The organism is Pseudomonas sp. 10(2024), from assembly GCF_045164175.1.
GTDB classification, from domain to species: Bacteria; Pseudomonadota; Gammaproteobacteria; order Pseudomonadales; family Pseudomonadaceae; genus Aquipseudomonas; species Aquipseudomonas alloputida.
Genome location: NZ_CP174006.1, coordinates 4,520,181 through 4,540,228, shown reverse-complemented (window position 1 = coordinate 4,540,228; position 20,048 = coordinate 4,520,181). Strand labels below are relative to the sequence as shown.

Annotated in this window: 16 protein-coding genes and 1 pseudogene; 11 read left to right on the top strand and 6 right to left on the bottom strand. The window is 63.3% G+C overall.

Annotated elements, in window-relative coordinates; translation table 11 throughout:
- Nucleotides 1-52 precede the first annotated feature (52 nt).
- Nucleotides 53-517: a peroxiredoxin family protein gene (locus tag ACI7M0_RS20535; protein WP_010952706.1), complete on the top strand. Its 465-nt coding sequence runs from the start codon at nt 53-55 to the stop codon at nt 515-517.
- Nucleotides 518-634: 117 nt separating this feature from the next.
- Here ACI7M0_RS20535 and ACI7M0_RS20530 read toward each other — a convergent pair whose 3' ends face one another.
- The 4 genes from ACI7M0_RS20530 to ACI7M0_RS20515 form a co-directional block, all read right to left on the bottom strand.
- Nucleotides 635-1,039 carry an META domain-containing protein gene (locus ACI7M0_RS20530; RefSeq protein ID WP_003252405.1) on the bottom strand — a complete coding sequence of 135 codons (405 nt, stop codon included), beginning with the start codon at nt 1,037-1,039 and terminating at the stop codon, nt 635-637.
- Nucleotides 1,036-1,473 carry a hypothetical protein gene (locus ACI7M0_RS20525; protein WP_014592115.1) on the bottom strand — a complete coding sequence of 146 codons (438 nt, stop codon included), beginning with the start codon at nt 1,471-1,473 and terminating at the stop codon, nt 1,036-1,038. The genes ACI7M0_RS20530 and ACI7M0_RS20525 overlap by 4 nt, the downstream gene beginning before the upstream one ends.
- A 31-nt stretch (nt 1,474-1,504) precedes the next feature.
- Complete coding sequence (locus tag ACI7M0_RS20520) at nt 1,505-2,494, bottom strand: 2-hydroxyacid dehydrogenase (protein ID WP_104962425.1); 990 nt, start codon at nt 2,492-2,494, stop codon at nt 1,505-1,507.
- 76 nt (nt 2,495-2,570) lie between these two features.
- Nucleotides 2,571-5,324 carry a response regulator gene (locus tag ACI7M0_RS20515; protein ID WP_129933608.1) on the bottom strand — a complete coding sequence of 918 codons (2,754 nt, stop codon included), beginning with the start codon at nt 5,322-5,324 and terminating at the stop codon, nt 2,571-2,573.
- Between the two features lie 193 nt (nt 5,325-5,517).
- On the opposite strand from ACI7M0_RS20515, the gene ACI7M0_RS20510 reads away from it, so the two are divergent.
- Nucleotides 5,518-6,237 (top strand): response regulator transcription factor, encoded by a 720-nt coding sequence (locus tag ACI7M0_RS20510; RefSeq protein ID WP_104962423.1) that lies wholly within the window; start codon nt 5,518-5,520, stop codon nt 6,235-6,237.
- 3 nt (nt 6,238-6,240) lie between these two features.
- A pseudogene (locus ACI7M0_RS20505) lies at nt 6,241-7,611 on the top strand (sensor histidine kinase); the annotation flags it as partial.
- A gap of 253 nt (nt 7,612-7,864) precedes the next feature.
- Here ACI7M0_RS20505 and ACI7M0_RS20500 read toward each other — a convergent pair.
- Nucleotides 7,865-8,923, bottom strand: a complete 1,059-nt coding sequence (locus ACI7M0_RS20500) for an IS110-like element ISPpu11 family transposase (protein WP_405314606.1) — start codon at nt 8,921-8,923, stop codon at nt 7,865-7,867.
- Between the two features lie 288 nt (nt 8,924-9,211).
- On the opposite strand from ACI7M0_RS20500, the gene cysM reads away from it, so the two are divergent.
- From cysM to ACI7M0_RS20460, 8 genes are all read left to right on the top strand, one after another.
- A complete protein-coding gene (gene cysM, locus ACI7M0_RS20495; protein WP_010952713.1) occupies nt 9,212-10,111 on the top strand; it encodes a cysteine synthase CysM in 900 nt (299 codons plus the stop codon).
- On the top strand, nt 10,112-11,470 hold the full coding sequence (gene rlmD, locus ACI7M0_RS20490; protein ID WP_129933112.1) for a 23S rRNA (uracil(1939)-C(5))-methyltransferase RlmD: 1,359 nt from the start codon (nt 10,112-10,114) through the stop codon (nt 11,468-11,470).
- Between the two features lie 96 nt (nt 11,471-11,566).
- On the top strand, nt 11,567-13,807 hold the full coding sequence (gene relA / locus ACI7M0_RS20485; RefSeq protein WP_003252420.1) for a GTP diphosphokinase: 2,241 nt from the start codon (nt 11,567-11,569) through the stop codon (nt 13,805-13,807).
- A gap of 123 nt (nt 13,808-13,930) precedes the next feature.
- Complete coding sequence (mazG, locus tag ACI7M0_RS20480; protein ID WP_003252422.1) at nt 13,931-14,764, top strand: nucleoside triphosphate pyrophosphohydrolase; 834 nt, start codon at nt 13,931-13,933, stop codon at nt 14,762-14,764.
- Between the two features lie 26 nt (nt 14,765-14,790).
- Nucleotides 14,791-15,330, top strand: coding sequence for a DUF2058 domain-containing protein (locus ACI7M0_RS20475; protein ID WP_070384243.1), 540 nt, complete (start codon nt 14,791-14,793; stop codon nt 15,328-15,330).
- Nucleotides 15,331-15,639: 309 nt separating this feature from the next.
- Entirely contained in the window at nt 15,640-16,980 is a 1,341-nt protein-coding gene (locus ACI7M0_RS20470; protein WP_121162105.1) for a cytochrome C, read from the top strand.
- Between the two features lie 4 nt (nt 16,981-16,984).
- Nucleotides 16,985-17,476 carry a sorbitol dehydrogenase gene (locus tag ACI7M0_RS20465; protein ID WP_020192005.1) on the top strand — a complete coding sequence of 164 codons (492 nt, stop codon included), beginning with the start codon at nt 16,985-16,987 and terminating at the stop codon, nt 17,474-17,476.
- Nucleotides 17,473-19,731, top strand: coding sequence for a GMC oxidoreductase (locus tag ACI7M0_RS20460; protein ID WP_129933114.1), 2,259 nt, complete (start codon nt 17,473-17,475; stop codon nt 19,729-19,731). Before ACI7M0_RS20465 ends, ACI7M0_RS20460 begins: the two co-directional genes overlap by 4 nt.
- Nucleotides 19,732-19,831: 100 nt before the next feature.
- Here the strand turns inward: ACI7M0_RS20460 and ACI7M0_RS20455 are convergent, their stop codons facing one another.
- Entirely contained in the window at nt 19,832-20,014 is a 183-nt protein-coding gene (locus ACI7M0_RS20455) for a hypothetical protein (RefSeq protein WP_003252431.1), read from the bottom strand.
- Nucleotides 20,015-20,048 lie beyond the last annotated feature (34 nt).

Sequence of the window (20,048 nt, the reverse complement as noted above, 5' to 3'; positions counted from 1 at the left end):
TCTAACCGCAGCGACTGACCAATTTGCTTTAAAACTCGAGAAGGATTGACCCATGGCAAGGCGTCTGGCAGCAGTACTGGCCATCACCGCGAGCCTGTTGCTCGGTGGTTGCGGTGCCGATTACGGCGTGGACCAACACGGTAATACGGTTAAGGCCGAACAGATCGAAGGGCACTGGCTAGTGCTCAACTATTGGGCTGAATGGTGCGGACCGTGCCGTACCGAAATCCCGGAACTGAACGCGGCGGCCAAGCAATGGGCGGCTGATGGCGTCAAGGTGGTGGGGGTGAACTTCGATGGCCTGCAGGGGCAGGACCTGAAGCAGGCTGCCGAAACCCTGGGTATCGGTTTCACCGTGCTTGCCCAGGACCCGGCCGAGCGCTATGACCTGCCGCGCAGCGAGGCGTTGCCGGTGACCTACATCATCGACGACAAGGGCAAGGTGCGTGAGCAGTTGATGGGCGAGCAGACCCTGGAAGGGTTGCAGGCCAAGATCAAGGCCCTGAAAGGCGCCTGATGCATTCGGGGCCGCTTTCGCGGCCCTTCGCGAGCAGGCCCGCTCCCACAGGGGGGACGCGACAAACTGTGGGAGCGGGCGCGCCCGCGAAGGGCCGCAAAGCGGCCCCGGCAATCCTCAGCCTTCCTCAGGCCAGAAGCGCAGCGGCTTGCCTTCGGCCGGCCAGAAGCGCATCTGCTCCACCGGTGACACATCCCAACGCTCTACCGTTTCCAGCGCCTGCAGGAAGCGCTTTTCCTGTTCCATCAGCGCGGGTGCGCACAGCTTGCGGGTCTTGCCGACCTTGCCGAAGCTCAGGTGTTCGCCATCGAGCGTGTAAGGCGCAAACCAGTGGTTGCAGCCGCCGTTGCCATAGGCACGGCCGTCGCTGGCCAGGGTCAAGGTCAGGTGGCTGTAGTCGATCAGTGGTCGTTCGCCAATCCACTCCAGCACGTAGCTGCGTTCCTGCTGCAGCCGGGAAGGTTCCGTGGCGCAGCCGAGCAGGCCGGTTGCAATCAGCACGCCGGTCAGCAGATTCTTCACTCGGCGCTCTCCTGGCAACGCGGGCACAGGTGTTTTTCGCCACGGCTGGCCCAGCCCAGCTCTGCGATACGGGCGCTGGCAGCCGGCTGACGAGCTGCCTTGCCGAGCTTGGCGTCTACTGCGAACTCGAAGCCCAGCACCGCATCGCAGCGATCGCACTCGACCTGCCAGGTGAGGATTTCCAGCTCGTTGAATACCGGGCCGCTCGCCACGGCCACCCACTGGCCGCGTGGGTTGATCAGGTGGCGCACGCTTTCCACGGTCAGGCGCATGGACAAATCCTTGCTGCCCTTGAGCGTGACCAGCAGGCTGTCGCCTTTTTGCATCGAACCGCCGTTGCCCGTGACCTGATAGCGGCCCGGCACCAAAGCGCGGCACTCGATCAGGGTGTGTTGCGGGTTGAAAAGGGTGTAGCGAAAATCGTGTTCGACCATGGGTCCTCCAGAAATGCCGCGTATCCTAGCATTAACCCATCACCAGGTTCTGTGGATTGCCTGCCGCCCAGCGGTTGATGTTGTCCAGTGTGGTCGCGGCAATGGCATCCAGCGCCTCGCGGGTGAGGAAAGCCTGGTGGGCGGTGATGATTACGTTGGGGAAGGTCAGCAGCCGAGCCAGCACATCGTCTTGCAAGGGCAGGTCGGAGCGGTCCTCGAAGAACAGTTGGGCTTCTTCTTCGTAGACGTCCAGGCCCAGGTAGCCAAGCTGGCCGCTTTTCAGTGCGTCGATCAGCGCCGGGGTGTCGACCAGCGCACCGCGACCGGTGTTGATCAGCATGGCGCCGGGCTGCAACTGGGCCAGGCTTTGCGCGTTGATCAGGTGGCGAGTGTGTTCGGTCAGTGGGCAGTGCAGGCTGATGATGCGGGCTTCGCGCAACAGCTCGGGCAGGGCCATGTAGCGGGCGCCAAGGGCCAGCAGCTCTGGGTTGGGGTAGGGGTCGTACGCCAGCAGCTGGCAGCCGAAACCGGCCATGATGCGAGCGAAGGCGGCCCCGATCTGGCCGGTACCGACCACCCCGACGGTTTTGCCGTGCAGGTCGAAGCCGGTCAGCCCATGCAGGGTGAAGTCACCTTCGCGGGTGCGGTTGTAGGCCCGATGCAGGCGCCGGTTGAGTGCCAGGATGAGCGCCACGGCATGCTCGGCAACGGCGTGTGGCGAGTAGGCCGGCACGCGCACCACGGCCAGGCCCAAGCGCTGGGCGGCGGCCAGGTCGACGTGGTTGTAGCCGGCCGAGCGCAGGGCGATCAACCGCGTGCCAGCGGCGGCCAGGCGCTGCAGCACCGGCGCGTCGAGTTCGTCATTGATGAAGGCGCAGACCACCTCAAAGCCATCTGCCAGGGCGGCGGTGTCGAGGGTCAGGCGGGCGGGCTGGAAATGCAGCTCCAGGGCGGTGCCGCTGGCAGCCTTGGTGAAGCTTTCCTGATCGTAGTGCTGGCTGCTGAACAACAGGGCGCGCATGGTCGAACTCCTTTGCAATGCATGTCTTGGGTGGGTCACTGCCTGTCAAGGCATGCCCAGCGTGGCCCAGATCCCCTCAAGCGCTCAATCTGGCCTGTGCCGCCAGCCGGCTGATCGCGCTGTCCAGTTCATCCAGGGCCTGCTGTGCCTGGGGATTGTCCTGCTTCAGCAAGGTCTCGCTGCGTTGGCACGCTGCCCGTAACTGCGGCACGCCGCAATAGCGTGAGGCACCGTTCAGACGGTGTACCTGCTCGATCAGGCCATTGCGGTCATCGGCGGCGCGGGCGGCGCGTATGGCTTCGCGGTCTGCATCCAGCGAGGCCAGCAGCATGCTCAGCATGTCAGCCGCCAGATCTGCCTTGCCAGCGGCCAGGCGCAGGCCCTCTTCGGGGTCGAGTACCTTCAGTTCGTCGCCGTTGGTCAGCAGCTCGGCCTGTGCCTGCTGCGGTGTGCCCAGGCTCAGGCCGGTCCACTTCATCACCACCTGGGCCAGTTGCCGTTCGCTGATCGGTTTGGTCAGGTAGTCGTCCATGCCGCTGTGCAACAACGCGCGTTTTTCGTTGGCCATGGCATGGGCAGTGAGGGCGACGATCGGCAGCGGGTTGCCGCTCTGGGTGTTTTCCCACAGGCGGATCTGTTCGGTACAGGCGCGGCCGTCCATGCCGGGCATCTGCACATCCATCAGCACCAGGTCGAACAACTCTTCCTGCACGGCCTGTACAGCCGCATAACCATTGTTGACGGCCAGTACCTCGGCACCCAAGTCTTCGAGCAGGGTTTTTACCAGCAGCAGGTTGGCGGCATTGTCGTCGACGCAGAGTATTTTCGGTCGTCGCTGGCCGTTGGCGTTGCTCCCCTCGGCCAGTGGACGGCGAGGTTGTACCAGCTCCAGCAAGAGGCGCCGCAGCTTGCGGGTGCAGGTCGGCTTGGACAGCAACTGGCCATGGCCGTTGGGCAGGTACGGGTGGTACAGCGCCTGCTCGGTGGTCGGGCACAGCACCACGCATTGGCAGTGGTAACGCTCGAGCTGCTGATGATAACGGCCCAGTTGCTCGGGCGACAGGTTACCCAGGTTGGCCCCGAGCACCGCGAACTCGAAGGGCAGGCCGGCCTGGCTGGCGGCCTGCACCCCCTGCAGCAACTGGTCGTAGGTAGCGAACAGGCTCACGCTGAGGCCGCAGTCTTCCAGCTGGTGCTCCAGTGCCTGGCGCGCCAGTTCGTGGCCATCGACAATGGCAGCACGGCGGCCCAGCAATGGCTGCGGTGGCAGCGCTTCGGCATCGTCATGAGCCTTGGGCAGGTTGAGGCTGATCCAGAACTGCGAACCTTCGCCCGGGGTACTGTCGACACCGATCTCGCCGCCCATCTGTTCGATCAGGCGCTTGGAAATCACCAGCCCCAGACCGGTGCCGCCGGGCTGGCGGGCCAGTGAGTTGTCAGCCTGGCTGAAGGCCTGGAACAGTGTGCGCACATCCTGTGGCGACAGGCCGATGCCGGTGTCCTGCACGCTGATGCGCAACTGCGCGCAGTCTTCGTGCTCGTCTTCCAGCATGGCGCGCACGACGATGGTGCCTTCGCGGGTGAACTTGATGGCGTTGCTGACCAGGTTGGTGAGGATCTGCTTGAGCCGCAACGGGTCGCCCACCAGCGAAGCAGGCGTGTCGCGGTAGATCAGGCTCAGCAATTCCAGCTGCTTGGCGTGGGCGGCCGGAGCGAGGATGGTCAGGGTGTCCTGGATCAGGTCCCGCAGGTTGAACGGTATGCTGTCGAGCACCAGCTTGCCGGCCTCGATCTTGGAGAAATCAAGGATCTCGTTGATGATTCCCAGCAAGTTGTCAGCAGACTTCTCGATGGTGTTCAGGTAGTCGAGCTGGCGCGGTGTCATCTCGCTTTTTTGCAGCAGGTGGGTAAAGCCGAGGATGCCGTTGAGCGGGGTGCGGATTTCGTGGCTCATGTTGGCCAGGAACTCCGACTTGATGCGGCTGGCCTCAAGGGCCTCTTTGCGCGCCATGTCCAGCTCGATGTTCTGGATTTCGATGGTTTCCAGGTTCTGGCGCACGTCTTCGGTGGCCTGGTCGATGCTGTGTTGCAGTTCTTCGTGGGCGTTCTGCAGGGTTTCGGCCATGCGGTTGATGCCGTGGGCCAGTTCGTCCAGCTCATGGCTGCCCATGGTCGGCAGGCGTTCTTCGAGGTGGCCGTCCTTGAGCTGATTGACCGCGTGCTTGATGCGTTCGATGGGGTCGTTGATGGTGCGGCTCATGCGCAGCGCCAGAAGGCCGCTGAGTGCCAGGCAGGCGAGAATCAGCAACAGGCTGGTGAACAGGTTGCGGTAGCCGCGCAGCAGCGTGCCGTCATGCGACAACTCGATCTCTACCCAGCCCAGCAGGCGCTCGGCTTCGGCCGGCACGGCGTCGGTGGCCAGGTCGCGGTGGTGGCCGAAAACTGGCATCAGGTAGCGGGTGGCGTCGTTGCCACTGCGCTGCAGGAGTTGGGTGCCGGTACCGCCGCTGGGCGGCAGATTGAGCATGCTCGGGCCGGCGTGGGCCAGGCGCGTGCGGTCCGGGGCCAGAAACGCCACTGCGCGCACATCGGCCTGCTCCAGGGTTTGTGCGGCAATTCTCTCCAGTTGCGCAGGCGCGAGCCGGGCCATGGCGGGTGCGGCCAGGGGCGCCAGTTGTTCGGCGATCATCTTGCCGCGCTGCAGCAGCTGGGTGCGCAGGTCGTTCTGTTGCAGCCAGGTGAAATAGCTACCCAGCACCAGGGCCATCAAGCCGGCCGGTAGCAGTGCCAGCAGCAGTACCCGGCTGCGGATTCCCAAGCGATCGAGCACACTCGCCTCCTCTGATGTGCCTGGATGCCGTCAAGTGGTAACGGCCAAGCCGCGAAGTTACTCCGCCTGCCGCACCATTGCATCTCTTTAGTACGTGTTATGCGCCGTTGCCGAGGCATTGGTCGCAGTGCGGTTGCCTGGCAGGTGGCGAATGCTCAATAATCACGCAATTGAGAATGCATGGCAGTTGCCAATGAATCCTGTATCTATTTACAACACCAACATCCTTGCCATCGAGGACGACCCGGTGCTTGGCGCCTATCTGCAGGAAGAGCTGCAGCGTGGAGGCTGCCAGGTCACCTGGTGCCGCAATGGCCTGGAGGGCCTGGAAACGGCTGGCCGCCAGGCTTTCGATGTGGTGCTGATGGACATCCTGCTGCCCGGGCTTGATGGGCTGGACGCCTTGGCGCAGTTGCGCAGGCACAGCACCACACCGGTGATCATGATGTCGGCGCTGGGGGCCGAGGCGGATCGTATCAGCGGCTTTCAGCGCGGCGCCGACGATTACCTGCCCAAGCCATTCAGCATGGCCGAGTTGCAGGTGCGCATCGAGGCGATTCTGCGCCGCGTGGCACTGGAGCGGCGGCATCAGGGCCCGCTGGAGCAAGCCGGCTGCGGCGAGCTGCAGTTCGATGAGGGGCTGTGCGACGTGCGCCTGAATAGCCGCCTGGCAGGCCTGACCCCCAGCGAATACCGCCTGCTGGATATCCTCAACCGCAACCTCGACGAAGTCCTCAGCAAGCCGTTCCTGTACCAGCACGTGTTGCAGCGCGGCTATTCACGGCATGACCGCAGCCTGGACATGCACGTCAGCCAGATCCGTCGCAAGCTCAAGGGCATCGGTTATCACGAACGGCAGATCCGTACCGTGTGGGGCAAGGGTTACGTGCTCAGTGCCAGCGAGGCGGAGTGAACCATGCTCGACCGCCATTCGCTGTTCTGGAAGCTGGCCATCTTGCTGGTGGGCTTCTGCCTGCTGATGATCGGCCTCAGTTATACCTGGGGCCGGCACATGGAGACCCAGAATGCCTTCCTCTCGGAGCCGGCACGCCAGACCCTGCGGGGTTATGCCGCCGAAGCTGAACAGGCCTGGCGCAGTGGCGGGCGGGCAGGGCTGGACCAGTGGGTGGCGGCCATGCATCAGCGCGAACGGGGCTGGGTCGGGGTGCTCGACATCAACCTGCGCCCGCTCGACAGCGCCACACTCAACCCACAGATCATGCAGCGTCTGACGCGCCTGCGCGGTGTCGATTGGCCGATGAGTCGGCGCAGTGTCGACCAGCCGTGGGTGCGCATACCGTTCCCGGGGGCGCCGGAGCAGGGCATGCTGGTGATCGAACTGCCGCAGCGCTTCAATCCGGGGCAGCACCGCTTGCTGTGGCGCATTGTCACCAACGGCATCATCCCGGGGCTGTTCACCTTGCTGTTGTGTGTAGGCCTGTACCGCATGCTGATCGTGCCGCTGAATCAACTTCGCGAGCAGGCCAATGCCTGGCGGGCCGATCAGCTGTCGGCCCGGCTGGACGAGCGCACCATCGCCCGGCATGACGAGCTGGGCGAACTGGCGCGTGCCTTTGACCAGATGGCCGAGCGGCTGCAAGGCACGGTGGCTATGCAGCAGCAGTTGCTGCGCGACCTGTCCCACGAAATGCGCACGCCGCTGAGCCGGCTGCGGGTGGCCTGCGATGGTGAAACCGACCTGCAGCGTTTGCGTGACCGCCTGATCCGTGAAGTGGACTGCATGCAGCAACTGGTCGAAGACACCCTGCAACTGGCCTGGCAGGACGCCGAGCGTGCGCCGATGAACCTTGAGCCGATCGAGGTCCACGCCTTGTGGGAGTTGCTGGCCGAAAATGCCAGCTACGAGAGCGGCTGGTCGCCTGCGCAACTGCGCTGCGAAGTACCGGCCGACTGCTGGGTGCAGGGCAACCTCAACCACCTGGCTCAGGCGCTGGAGAACATCTTGCGCAATGCCATTCGCCACTCGCCGGCCGAGGGGGTGGTGCGGTTGGGTGGGCAGCGTGAGGGCAGCTATTGGTGGTTGTGGCTTGAGGATGAGGGTGGCGGTGTCGCTGAAGAAGACCTGGAACGGATCTTCGCGCCGTTCTCGCGGTTGGACGGTTCGCGGCCCGGGGATGGTGGCTTCGGCCTGGGGCTGAGCATCGCCCGCAGTGCCATCCAGCGCCAGGGCGGCACCTTGTGGGCGCAGAATGGCAAACGCGGGTTGCGCTTGTGGATGAGGTTGCCGTTGCATGTGCCGGCCTCTTCGCGGGTAAACCCGCTCCTATGTATGGACTCGCCCACACTGTCTAGCTGCTTTTTTGAACATAGGAACCCGGTTGCATCTATGTATCAGGCCTGTTCGAGGAAGCTTTTTGCTTCTGGCCAACATCGTGGTGAGCTCGCAGTGTGCCGTTTACATTGAGGCCACTATCAGGCCTGTAGGAGCGGAGGCATCGGTCTGCGACGGTCTTACCTAGGGTCAATGTTCACTAGCAGGGGTTGGAGCGCCTAGCGCCCCGGTGGCATTACCCGGTGGGTCAGAGGCTCATAGCCGCCTCCGGTTTTTCGTTCGGTTTGCGTTGGTAAACCTGATCGCTCTGTAACAGGGCCCAGATAATCCGCAGATTTCGATTAGCCAGCCTGATCGCCGCCTCCTTGCGCCCAAGGCGGGATAGCCAACGCAAGAGGCGGCGATCATCTGGCTGATCGGAATCAGGCCTTAGCTGGCTCAAGACGGAATGCGCGCCCTGGATCATCAGGCTGCGTATGTAGCCGTCACCGCGCTTGCTCATCTTGCCCAATCTGATTTTGTTTCCGCTGCTGTGCTGATCGGGCACGATACCGAAGAAGGCGGAATACATTCGGCCACTGGCGAAGCGGCTGGGGTCGGTCTGTTTCGCCACGATCGCCGTGGCAATGATAGGGCCGACGCCGCGAATGGTGATCAGTCGCTGAGCGACTTTATCCTCTTGGGCAGTCGCTTCGAGCCGGCGGCTCAGCGCCGCTATGCGTTCACCTAGAGACAACCAGTCCATCAGCAACTCATCGAGCAACTCGCGCAACAGGTCGGGTAGAGGCAAGGAAGCATCCTCAAGCGCCTGAGGCACATGCTTATTGATCGCGGCATCGCCCTGGGGCATGGATACGCCATGCTCAAGTAGCAAACCACGGATCTGATTGCCCAGCGCGGTATGTCGCTTGATGTTACCGCGCCGGATACGGTGCAGCGCTTGAATAGCCAGTGCTGTGGTGCTCTTGATCGGTATCGAAGCGATGCTCGTATCGCGACCGGCACGCAAAATGGCATAGCAGTCGTTACGATCGTTCTTTGCACCGCTGCGATGTTCGGCGACACGTTGCGCCGGCAGGATGCGAACCGGATTACCTTTGGCCTGCAGCAGCCTGGCCCAGGCTTGCGCACCTGGACCGCACTCCATCAAGACGGCCACGGTCGTTGGCAGCCTGAGCAGGAAATCATGGAACGCTTGGCGGGATTTGATGCGATCTTCGTAGATCACCCGCCCAGTAGCGTCCTCGCCTGCTAATTGGAAGACCTGTTTGGCCAGGTCTACGCAGATGGTTGTGCAAAGCTCCACATCAGTGGAAGACAGGGAATCGTGTTTCGAACTATGCTTTTTCATGGTCTCGCCCTCGCTGCCGTTGGCTTCTTCGAACACCACCGTGGCACTGTGATGCCTCGGCGGGGGCGAGTCCATCGATTACAGGCTAGCGAATCCCCGTAGGAGCGGGTTTACCCGCGAAGAGGCCAGCACATGTCACACCGTTATAGCTTGTAGCTATATGCACTACAGATTGCGTGATATGGCCGCGAAGGGTTTGCCGGTATGATAGGCACCCCCGCCGTCCGGATTGCGAAATACGCCATGACCTTGCAGTACCCAACCATCGCCGATTGCGTCGGCAATACGCCACTGGTTCGCCTGCAGCGCATCGCTGGCGAAACCAGCAATACCCTCCTGCTCAAGCTCGAAGGTAACAATCCTGCCGGCTCGGTGAAAGACCGCCCGGCCCTGTCGATGATCGCTCGCGCCGAATTGCGGGGCCAGATCAAGCCAGGCGATACCCTGATCGAAGCCACCTCCGGCAACACCGGCATCGCCCTGGCGATGGCGGCGGCGATCAAGGGCTACAAGATGATCCTGATCATGCCCGACAACTCCACCGCCGAGCGCAAGGCCGCCATGACGGCCTATGGCGCCGAGCTGATCCTGGTGACCAAGGAGGAGGGGATGGAAGGCGCCCGTGACCTGGCCGAGAAGCTGCAGGCCGAAGGCCGTGGCCTGGTGCTCGACCAGTTCGCCAACGGCGACAACCCGATCGCCCACTACAACAGCACCGGCCCGGAGATCTGGCAGCAGACCCAAGGCACCATTACCCATTTCGTCAGCTCCATGGGGACCACCGGTACCATCATGGGCTGCTCGCAGTACCTCAAGGAACAGAACCCCGCGGTGCAGATCATCGGCCTGCAACCGATGGAGGGCTCGGCTATTCCGGGCATTCGCCGCTGGCCCGAGGAATACCTGCCGAAAATCTTCGATGCCACCCGCGTCGACCGCGTGGTCGACATGTCGCAGCAGGAAGCCGAAGACACCACCCGTCGCCTTGCGCGTGAAGAGGGCATTTTCTGCGGCGTGTCTTCTGGTGGTGCGGTTGCGGCCATGTTGCGCCTGTCCCGCGAAGTGGAAAATGCCGTAATGGTCGCGATCATTTGCGACCGCGGCGACCGTTATCTGTCCACCGGCCTGTTTGATCCACGCTAAATGTCCAAGAAAAAAAGCAACAGCGGCCTGCGCTTCCAGCCGGCCGGCGGCAATCGCACCCCCCAGGTCCCCGTGGGCAAGAAGCAGCGCCTGGACATCGAGCGCCTGGCCGGTGACGGCCGTGGCATCGCCTTCCTCGACGGGCGTACCTGGTTCGTCAGCGGTGCCTTGGCCGGTGAGGCCGTGGAGGCGCGGGTGCTCAACGCCCGTGGCAAAGTGGTCGAGGCACGCCTGGAGCGGTTGCTGCAGGCCGCGCCCGAGCGCCGTGAGGCGCCGTGTCGCTACTACGACCGCTGCGGTGGCTGCAACCTGCAGCACCTGCCGCACGAAGCGCAACTGGCGCTGAAGCAGCGCACACTCGCCGAGCAGTTGCAGCGGGTGGCCGGCGTGCAACCCGAGGCGTGGGCTGCCCCCCTGAGCGGGCCGGAATTCGGCTACCGGCGCCGGGCCCGTGTGGCCGTGCGCTGGGACGTCAAGGCGCGTCAGCTGGAGGTGGGCTTCCGCGCCGAAGCCAGCCAGGACATCATTGCCATCGACGATTGTGCAGTGCTGGTACAACCCTTGCAGTCCATTTTGCGCCACTTGCCGACCGTGCTGCGTTCGTTGAGCAAGCCGCAGGCGCTGGGCCATGTAGAGCTGTTCAGTGGCACCGCCGAGGCGGTTCTGGTGCGCCACGTCGCGCCATTGCCGGCTGAGGACCAGGCCAGGTTGCAAGCGTTCTGCGAGCAGGCCAACGCCCAGCTGTGGCTGCAAGGCGAAGGTGAGCCGGCGCCCGTGGACCCAGCGGCGCAGTTGGGCTTTGCCCTGGCACCCTGGCAGCTGGAGCTGGCCTGGCGCCCGGGCGATTTCGTGCAGGTGAATGCCCAGGTCAATACGGCGATGATCGAGCAGGCTTTGGCCTGGCTCGCTCCACAAGCCGACGAGCGTGTGCTGGACTTGTTCTGCGGTCTGGGCAACTTTGCCCTGCCGCTGGCCCGCCAGGCGCGTGAGGTGGTGGCAGTGGAAGGTGTACAGGCCATGGTCGATCGGGCCGCGGCCAATGCCCGGAACAACAATGTGCATAACGCAGGGTTTTTTCAGGCCGATTTATCGCAGCCTTTGGCAGGCACCGGATGGGCCGCCGAGGGCTTTTCTGCGGTACTCTTGGATCCACCGCGCGACGGTGCTTTCGAGGTGGTGCAAGGCATCGCCCGCCTCAAGGCCAGAAGGCTGGTCTACGTATCGTGCAACCCGGCCACGCTGGCGAGAGACGCCCAAGTGCTGGTCGGCCAGGGGTACCGGTTAAAAAGGGCCGGGATTCTCGACATGTTTCCTCAGACGGCGCATGTCGAGGCCATGGCGTTATTCGAAGCGGGCTAGCTGACTGGCCCCTTGGTGCGGTTGCCACGGAATGGCGGCCGCACGGTGATCGCCAGCACACCCGTATGGTGTGCTGCATGGAAAGGTAAAACAAAGATGGTACAGGTGAGAGTGCACCAGCCGGTCAACACCGACGGCAGTATCAATCTCGAAGCATGGTTGGACCATGTGGTAAGCGTCGATTCGGCACTGGATCGCGCAGCGCTGAAAGAAGCCTGCGAGTTTGCTCTTGAGGTAGAGAAAAAGGGCAACCCGGCCAAGCATTCCTGGGCGGATGGTACGTCCAGCTTCCAGGCAGGCCTGGAAATCGCTGAAATTCTGGCTGACCTCAAGCTCGACCAGGACTCTCTGGTGGCTGCGGTCATCTACCGCTCGGTGCGCGAGGGCAAGGTCACCCTCGCCGAGGTCAGCCAGCGGTTTGGCCCGGTGGTGTCCAAGCTGATCGACGGCGTGCTGCGCATGGCCGCCATCAGTGCCAGCCTCAGCCCACGACAGTCGCTGGTGCTGGGCTCGCAGGCGCAGGTAGAGAACCTGCGCAAGATGCTGGTGGCCATGGTCGACGACGTACGCGTGGCGCTGATCAAGCTGGCCGAACGCACGTGCGCAATCCGGGCGGTCAAGTCCGCCGATGACGAGAAACGCCTGCGTGTCGCGCGTGAAGTGTTCGACATCTACGCGCCGCTCGCGCACCGCCTGGGTATCGGTCACATCAAGTGGGAGCTGGAAGACCTGTCCTTCCGCTATCTGGAGCCCGACCAGTACAAGCAGATCGCCAAGCTGTTGCATGAGCGGCGGCTGGACCGCGAGCGCTTCATCAGCGACGTGATGAACCAGCTGCAGAACGAGTTGCTCGCCACTGGCGTGAATGCCGACATCAGCGGTCGGGCGAAACATATCTATTCGATCTGGCGCAAGATGCAGCGCAAAGGCCTGGAGTTCAGCCAGATCTATGACGTGCGTGCGGTGCGCGTGCTGGTGCCGGAAATCCGCGACTGCTACACCGCGCTGGGCATCGTGCACACCTTGTGGCGGCATATTCCCAAGGAGTTCGACGACTACATCGCCAACCCCAAGGAGAATGGCTACCGCTCGTTGCACACTGCGGTAATCGGCCCCGAGGGCAAGGTGCTGGAGGTGCAGATCCGTACCCACGGCATGCACGAAGAGGCCGAACTTGGGGTATGCGCCCACTGGCGCTACAAGGGCACCGACGTCAAGCCCAGCTCCAACCACTACGAAGAAAAGATTTCCTGGTTGCGCCAGGTGCTGGAATGGCACGAAGAGCTGGGCGACATTGGTGGCCTGGCCGAGCAGTTGCGGGTCGACATCGAGCCTGACCGGGTTTATGTGTTCACCCCCGACGGCCACGCCATCGACCTGCCCAAAGGCGCCACGCCATTGGACTTTGCCTACCGCGTGCACACCGAGATCGGCCACAACTGCCGCGGCGCGAAGATCAACGGCCGTATCGTGCCGCTGAACTACAGCCTGCAGACTGGCGAGCAGGTGGAGATCATCACCAGCAAGCACGGCAACCCTAGCCGTGACTGGTTGAACTCCAACCTGGGCTACGTCACCACCTCGCGGGCGCGGGCCAAGATCGTCCACTGGTTCAAATTGCAGGCCCGCGACCAGAACGTTGCTGCCGGCAAGACCTTGCTTGAGCGCGAGCTCAGTCGTCTGGGCCTGCCGCAGGTTGATTTCGAGCGCCTGGCCGAGAAGACCAACGTCAAGACCGCCGAGGACATGTTTGCCTCGCTCGGTGCTGGCGACCTGCGCCTGGCTCATCTGGTCAACGCTGCCCAGCAGTTGCTGGAGCCCGAGCGTATCGAGCAGATCGAACTGGTGCCGCGCAAGCCTACCGGGCCGCGTACCGGCAAGCGTGGCGACATTCAGATCCAGGGTGTCGGCAACCTGCTGACACAGATGGCCGGCTGCTGCCAGCCGCTACCGGGCGATGCCATTGTCGGTTACATCACCCAGGGCCGTGGCGTGAGCATTCACCGCCAGGACTGCGCCTCGGTATTGCAGCTGGCGGGCAAGGAGCCAGAGCGCATGATCCAGGTGAGCTGGGGGCCGATCCCGGTGCAGACCTACCCGGTCGACATCGTCATCCGCGCCTACGACCGCCCGGGCCTGCTGCGCGATGTGTCGCAGGTGCTGCTGAACGAGAAGATCAACGTGCTGGCGGTGAACACCCGTTCGAACAAGGAAGACAACACCGCGCTGATGTCGCTGACCATCGAGATTCCAGGCCTGGACGCGCTGGGGCGCCTGCTAGGGCGGATCTCGCAGTTGCCGAACATCATCGAGACGCGGCGTAATCGTACCCCTTGAGACCGGGGCGTCTGCTTCGCGGGTAAACCCGCTCCTACAGGATGGATGCAGGTTTGAAATCTGCACCGTACCTGTGGGAGCGGGCAAGCCCGCGAAGAAGCCACCACCGAAGGACCTGCCTGTATGACCTACACCCTTGACGACCTGCTGCACCTCATGGCCCGCCTGCGCGACCCGCAGTACGGCTGCCCGTGGGACCTGAAGCAGAATTACGCCAGCATCGTCCCGCACACCATCGAAGAGGCCTACGAGGTCGCTGACACCATTGAGCGCGGCGACTTCGAGCACTTGCAAGGCGAGCTGGGCGACTTGCTGTTCCAGGTGGTCTACTACAGCCAGCTGGCCCGCGAAGAAGGGCGTTTCGAGTTCGATGGCGTGGTCGACAGCATCACCCGCAAGCTCATCCGCCGCCACCCGCACGTTTTTCCGACTGGCGAGCTGTACGCGCCGGTGGACACGCCCAGCTTGAGCGAAGCCCAGGTCAAGTCGCGCTGGGAAGAAATCAAGGCCGAAGAGCGCGCGGAGAAGAGCCAGCCCGAACAGCTGTCGCTGCTTGATGACGTGCCGGCAACCTTGCCGGCGCTGTCGCGGGCAGCCAAACTGCAAAAACGTGCGGCCACGGTCGGTTTCGACTGGCCGGCGGCGTTGCCGGTGCTGGACAAGGTCCGCGAAGAGCTGGATGAAGTGCTGCAGGCCATGGCCGACGGCGACGCCGATGCGCTGGAAGATGAAGTCGGCGACTTGCTGTTTGCTGCGGTCAACCTGGCCCGCCACCTCAAGCAAGACCCAGAGCATGCGCTGCGCCGCGCCAATCGCAAGTTCGAACGACGTTTCCGTTTTATCGAACAGGCATTGCGCGACAGTGGCCGCCCCATTGAAGATTGTGACCTTGACGAGCTGGATGCCCTTTGGGGGGAAGCCAAACGTCAGGAAAAGAACCTGCCCAGCTGCGGCTGAGCTGTTGCATAAGTGAGTGAATATTCATGAGCCTTTCCCTTCGCGACCAATTGCTCAAAGCCGGTCTGGTCAACCAGAAACAGGTCTCGCAGACCAACAAAGCTGAAAAGAAACAGAAGCGCATGGAGCACAAAGGCCAGGTCGAAGTCGACGACAGCCAGCAGCGCATGGCCAAGGAAGCCATGGCTGAAAAAGCCCGGCGTGACCAGGAGCTGAACCGCCAGCAGCAGGAAAAGGCCGAGCAGAAGGCCCGTGCCGCACAGGTCAAGCAACTGATCGAGGCCACTCGCCTGCCCAAGCTGAGCACCGAGGATTACTACAACTTCGTCGACGACAAGAAGGTCAAGCGCATTGCCGTCAACGCCCTGATGCGTACCAAGCTGAGCAACGGCGCGCTGGCCGTGGTAGCCCATGCCGGTGGTTACGAGGTTATCCCCCGTGAGGCCGCATTGAAGATCCAGGAGCGCGACCCTGGCCGTATTCTGCTGCTCAACAGCCATGTCGAGGAAGCGGACGAAGACGACCCGTACGCGGCTTACAAGATTCCTGATGATCTTATGTGGTAAGCACGAAAATCCCGCCTTGGCGTTAATGCGGTTATTCAAGATCGCAGGGCCGCTCTGCGGCCCTTTCGTGACACGCGCGTTCTCAAGAGGACGCTGGCCTTGTGTCGCGAAAGGGGGCGTCGCTCGCCGAACCGGCGCAGTTAGTCAGTTGCACTATCGTCTTGGTTCCCTCCGTTCGTCGGACATTTCCTAGGGTTCCGGCACAACGGCTAGCCTCCAGCTTAGCGTCAGGGATAGCGCTGAACATTCGGTCCAGGAAGGGCCACTACGCCTCGTCGTCCCGACGCTTTATCTGCTGAGGAGACGACAATGAAAATAACCCTGAAACGGCTGGCGTGCCTGGGTGCAAGTTTCACCAGTGCGTTCGCCATGGCCGATGCGGCCAGCCCGCCGGTGCTGTCACCTGCGATTCCCTTCGATGTCACCGCCAATCCCCCCTTCACCCTGGACAACCTGCAACACGATTTCGACGTGCTGTCGTGGCAAACCTTCGTCGCCCTGAACTGGCCCGCCAATGCCGACGGCAGTGCCAACACCTCGGCGAAGATCGGCGCGCCCGGCAAGACGGTGTGGGAGTCGTGGAAAGAAAGCTACGAGATTTTCCTGCCCAAGGGTCAGAAACCCGTCGCCTGGGACCAGCAGGCGCCCGTGCCCGCGGCCTGCCAAGGCAAGGGTGACTTGCCGGTGCTGCAACAGATGGGCAAGGTCGCCGGTGTGCTCGATGAGTTCATCCAGCCGTTCAAGACCGGCCCGCTGGTTGACCAAAGCGGCACCTACACACGCAACGCGATCATGGTCAACCAGCCGATGTTCGATGACATCGTCAACAATGGCCTGTACAGCAAGGAAGGCCAGCAAGCGTTCCTGAGCAAGGCCGACAACCGCATCGCTTTCGCCTGCGGTTCGCAGAAGGCCCAGCAGGTTGGCGCGATCATGGTCAAGTCGGCCTGGAAAGTGCTCGATGGAAGCGACAACCCGCAGGAGTTCCACGCCGTCGACGCGCTGGTCTACACCCCCGGCAACGCCGACCCGAACAAGGGGGCGGTGATCCCCGAGTCGTGCAATGCGCAGAAGGTCGGGCTGGTAGGCCTGCACATCGTGCACAAGACCGAAGGCGCACCTCAGTGGGTATGGTCGACGTTCGAGCACGTGCGCAACGTGCCGGAAAAGACCACGCCAATGAACGAGCGCAAGGGGCCTTATCTGTTCTACGACGCCCAGGCCAGCGACCGCCCGGTGAACGAGCCGCCCGCGCCACCGTGGGACCCGTCGAAGAAGGCCATCCCCTCGCAGATCGTGCGTGAAATTCCCATCACCGCCGCCACCCAACAGCTCAACACGCAGTGGCAAGGCGCGCTCAAGGGCACGGTGTGGGCCAACTACCACCTGATCAGCACCCAGTGGCCCACCGCCCCTGCCGATGACTGCCAGGTGCCGTCGCCAACCAACCCGCTAGGTACGCCTGCGCCGAACTTCCTGGCCAACGCCACCCTGGAGACCTACAACCAGGGCACCACCCCGCAGGCCTCGTCCAGTTGCATGGAGTGCCACAACAACGCGACCACCCGCGTGACCCAGTCACCGCGCACCAGCTTCGCCGATTTCACTTTCCTGCTTGAACGTGCCCAATCCACCGGCGCCAAGGAGTGATGCCATGAGCGACCAGAACCTGCAAAACTTCATCGGCTTGTCCGCCGTGCTCACTGGCCTGTCGGCCAAGCTGCTGGCGCCTTCCGTCGACCCGATCAACCTGCCGCCGGTGTTCTTCGCCACCGCCCAGCAAGGCATGGGCCTCGAGGCGTTCAGCAGCCTGCTGGAGCTGTACGCCAGCATCCAGAGCCAGCCGCCCGCGCAAATCGCCAGCGCCGTGCTCGATAACGCGAACCCGCAAATCGCCCAGGGCGCCCGCTCGATCATGAAGCTGTGGCTGCTCGGCAGTTGGTACCAACCCTACGACCTGGGCAGCGCCCGCAAGGGTGACACGCGTGTGGTCTCCGACCAGGCCTACAAGGAAAGCTGGGCGTGGAAGATCGCCCAATCCCACCCCATGGGCTACAGCCAGTTCCACTTCGGATACTGGGGTGAGCAGCCACCGACCCTCAAGCAATTCACCGGTGTCGACGCCAAGGAAGGGCAGCAGCCATGAGCAATGTACAAACCCAGAACATCGAAACTGCCGATGTGATCGTGGTGGGCGCCGGCATGGCCGGCAGTGTCATGGCCTACCAGTTGGGCCTGGCCGGGTTGAAAGTGCTGGTGCTCGAATCGGGCCCGGCCATTCCGCCGAATCGCAGCGAGTACCTGGAGCGCTTCTACACCGCGGTGCTCAAAGCGCCCGAGTCGCCGTACCCACCTGAGCAGAGCGAGCAGACCCCGGCCACGCAGTTCGCGCCACGGGCGACCATCCAGGACCTGATCACCGCGGGTAGCCAAGACCCGAACAAGGCGCAGAAGAGCTACCTGGTGCAGAAGGGGCCGCACCTGTTCGCCAGCACCTACGAGCGTGTAGGCGGCGGCACCATGTGGCACTGGATGGGCACGGCCCTGCGCCTGTTGCCCAACGACTTTCGCATGCGCACTGCGTACAACGTCGGGGTCGACTGGCCGATCAGTTACGACGACCTGCAGACCGCCTACTGCCGCGCCGAGGAGGAGATGGGCGTGTCCGCCGATGTCGCCTCGCAGACCTACCTGGGCGTGACCTTCCCGCAGGGCTACAAATACAGCATGCATGGCATCCCGCCGTCGCTGGTCGACCAGGGCCTGGGCAAGCACGTCACGGGCACCGTGTACCAGAGCCCGGAGAAGGGGCCCGACGGCAAGCCGTACCCAGGTGTCACCCTCAACGTCCGGCAGACCCCGGCCGGGCGCAACTCGCAGAATGATAACGGCCGCCGGGTGTGCGCAGGCAACACCAGCTGCACGCCGATCTGCCCGATCCAGGCCAAGTACGACGCCACCGTGACCATGGCCAAGGCACTGGATACCGGCAACGTGCGCATCCTTTACCAGACCGTGGCGAGCCAGGTACAGGTCGATGCCAATGGGGTCACGGGCATCGATTTCATCCAGTACCAGAACAACGGTACGCGCCAGAACGGCACGGCCCAGGGCAAACGCTACGTGATCGCCGCCCACGCGATCGAAACGCCGAAGCTGCTGCTCAACTCTATCGGCCCGAACAGCCCTAAAGGGGTTGCCAACAGCAGCGGCCAGGTCGGCCAGGCATTGGCTGACCACCCGGTGTACCTGGCCTGGGGCCTGATGCCCGAAGGCAAGCCGCTGTTCCCGTTCCGGGGGCCGTTGTCCACCTCGGGGATCGAGGACATGCGCGATGGCCCGTTCCGCAGCCAGCGTGCCGCCTGGCGTATCGAAATCGGCAACGAGGGCTGGAACTGGTCGGTGAACGACCCCTACACCTCGGTCTGCGATTTCATCGACGGCACCAACCACGGCGGCGCTAACCCCAGCAATCTGGCGTTGTCCGGCCAGGCGCTGGTGCAGCAGCTCAACAGCGTGCTGACCCGCCAGTTCCGTCTGGGCTTCTTGGTCGAGCAGGTGGAGAAAGACCCCGATAATGCGCTGTGCCGGGTGGAGAGGAGTACGGAGTTCTCCGACGGATTGGGCCTGCCTCGGCCGCAGATCACCTACGAACTGTCCGACTACACCAAGGAGGGTTTCAAGCAGGCGCGCCTGGCCGCTACGTACATCATCACCGAGCTGATGGGCGCTACCGAGCTGACCGACCTGAACCCTAAGCTCGAGCCCGGCTCGCAAACGGTGTTCGAGTACGACGGCCAGAACTACGCGTTCTACGGCGCTGGCCACCTGATGGGCACCTACCGCATGGGCTCGGACCGCACCAAGTCGGTGGTGGACAAGGACCAGCGCAGCTGGGACCACCCCAACCTGTTCCTGGTCGGCGACGGCGTGTTTCCCACTACCGGCACCGCCAACCCGACCTTGACCATCACCGCGTTGACGTTCCAGGCCGCCGACGTGGTGGCCAGCGACCTGCTCAAGCGCACCGTGCAGGTGCAGGCCAACCAGGCATGGCAGGGCACGGGCATGCAGGTCAATGGGCAGAGCTGGCAGTTGGCGGTATGCACGGGCGGGCAGTGGACGGCGAACCCGGCCACCGGCATGGTTGGCGCGGCGGGCAACCCAAGGTTGATCGCCAAGCCCGGCTATGCCTTGCCTGGTCAACCAGAAGGGGCGTTGATCGGGCGTATCGGCAACAGCGGCGTGCCGTTCCTGGTCGGCAACCAGGTGCAATTGCCGCGTGGCCAGCAAGGTGAGTTGCAGCTGTGCATCAATGACGACCTGGGCGGGCGTTACGGGGCTGGCCTGAGCGATAACCTGGGCAGCCTGTCGGTAGAGGTGCGTTTCGGGGCGGTGTAGGCCCTGTCATGGCAACCCCACGATGCTCCGGCAATGCCGCAGTATTGTGGGGTTGCTCACTCAGCCCAGGCGAGTCAGGGGGGCGCCGCAATGGGCAGGGTCATTGTGTGGCGCGCTGGTTTTCCAGGTCTTCAAGCTCAACGCGGTATTGGTGTGCTTCGTGTTCGTTATGGAACATGCCCACCAGTTGACCTTGTTGGTACACATCCCAGATCCGCACGCCAGCGGCCAGGCCTTCGTGGGACATTCTCGATTCGTCGCGTTCGGTTACTTGGACAGTCATCGGTAAACTCCACTTCTTCAAGATGGCTGCGACA

What these genes read in the sequence shown, in the direction of transcription:
- relA (WP_003252420.1), top strand. Translation starts at nt 11,567, where the DNA reads ATGGTACAGGTGAGAGTGCACCAGCCGGTCAACACCGACGGCAGTATC.
- ACI7M0_RS20465 (WP_020192005.1), top strand. Translation starts at nt 16,985, where the DNA reads ATGAGCGACCAGAACCTGCAAAACTTCATCGGCTTGTCCGCCGTGCTC.
- ACI7M0_RS20510 (WP_104962423.1), top strand. Translation starts at nt 5,518, where the DNA reads ATGAATCCTGTATCTATTTACAACACCAACATCCTTGCCATCGAGGAC.
- ACI7M0_RS20475 (WP_070384243.1), top strand. Translation starts at nt 14,791, where the DNA reads ATGAGCCTTTCCCTTCGCGACCAATTGCTCAAAGCCGGTCTGGTCAAC.
- ACI7M0_RS20470 (WP_121162105.1), top strand. Translation starts at nt 15,640, where the DNA reads ATGAAAATAACCCTGAAACGGCTGGCGTGCCTGGGTGCAAGTTTCACC.
- ACI7M0_RS20455 (WP_003252431.1), bottom strand. Translation starts at nt 20,014, where the DNA reads ATGACTGTCCAAGTAACCGAACGCGACGAATCGAGAATGTCCCACGAA.
- ACI7M0_RS20525 (WP_014592115.1), bottom strand. Translation starts at nt 1,473, where the DNA reads ATGGTCGAACACGATTTTCGCTACACCCTTTTCAACCCGCAACACACC.
- cysM (WP_010952713.1), top strand. Translation starts at nt 9,212, where the DNA reads ATGACCTTGCAGTACCCAACCATCGCCGATTGCGTCGGCAATACGCCA.
- rlmD (WP_129933112.1), top strand. Translation starts at nt 10,112, where the DNA reads ATGTCCAAGAAAAAAAGCAACAGCGGCCTGCGCTTCCAGCCGGCCGGC.
- ACI7M0_RS20460 (WP_129933114.1), top strand. Translation starts at nt 17,473, where the DNA reads ATGAGCAATGTACAAACCCAGAACATCGAAACTGCCGATGTGATCGTG.
- ACI7M0_RS20520 (WP_104962425.1), bottom strand. Translation starts at nt 2,494, where the DNA reads ATGCGCGCCCTGTTGTTCAGCAGCCAGCACTACGATCAGGAAAGCTTC.
- mazG (WP_003252422.1), top strand. Translation starts at nt 13,931, where the DNA reads ATGACCTACACCCTTGACGACCTGCTGCACCTCATGGCCCGCCTGCGC.
- ACI7M0_RS20535 (WP_010952706.1), top strand. Translation starts at nt 53, where the DNA reads ATGGCAAGGCGTCTGGCAGCAGTACTGGCCATCACCGCGAGCCTGTTG.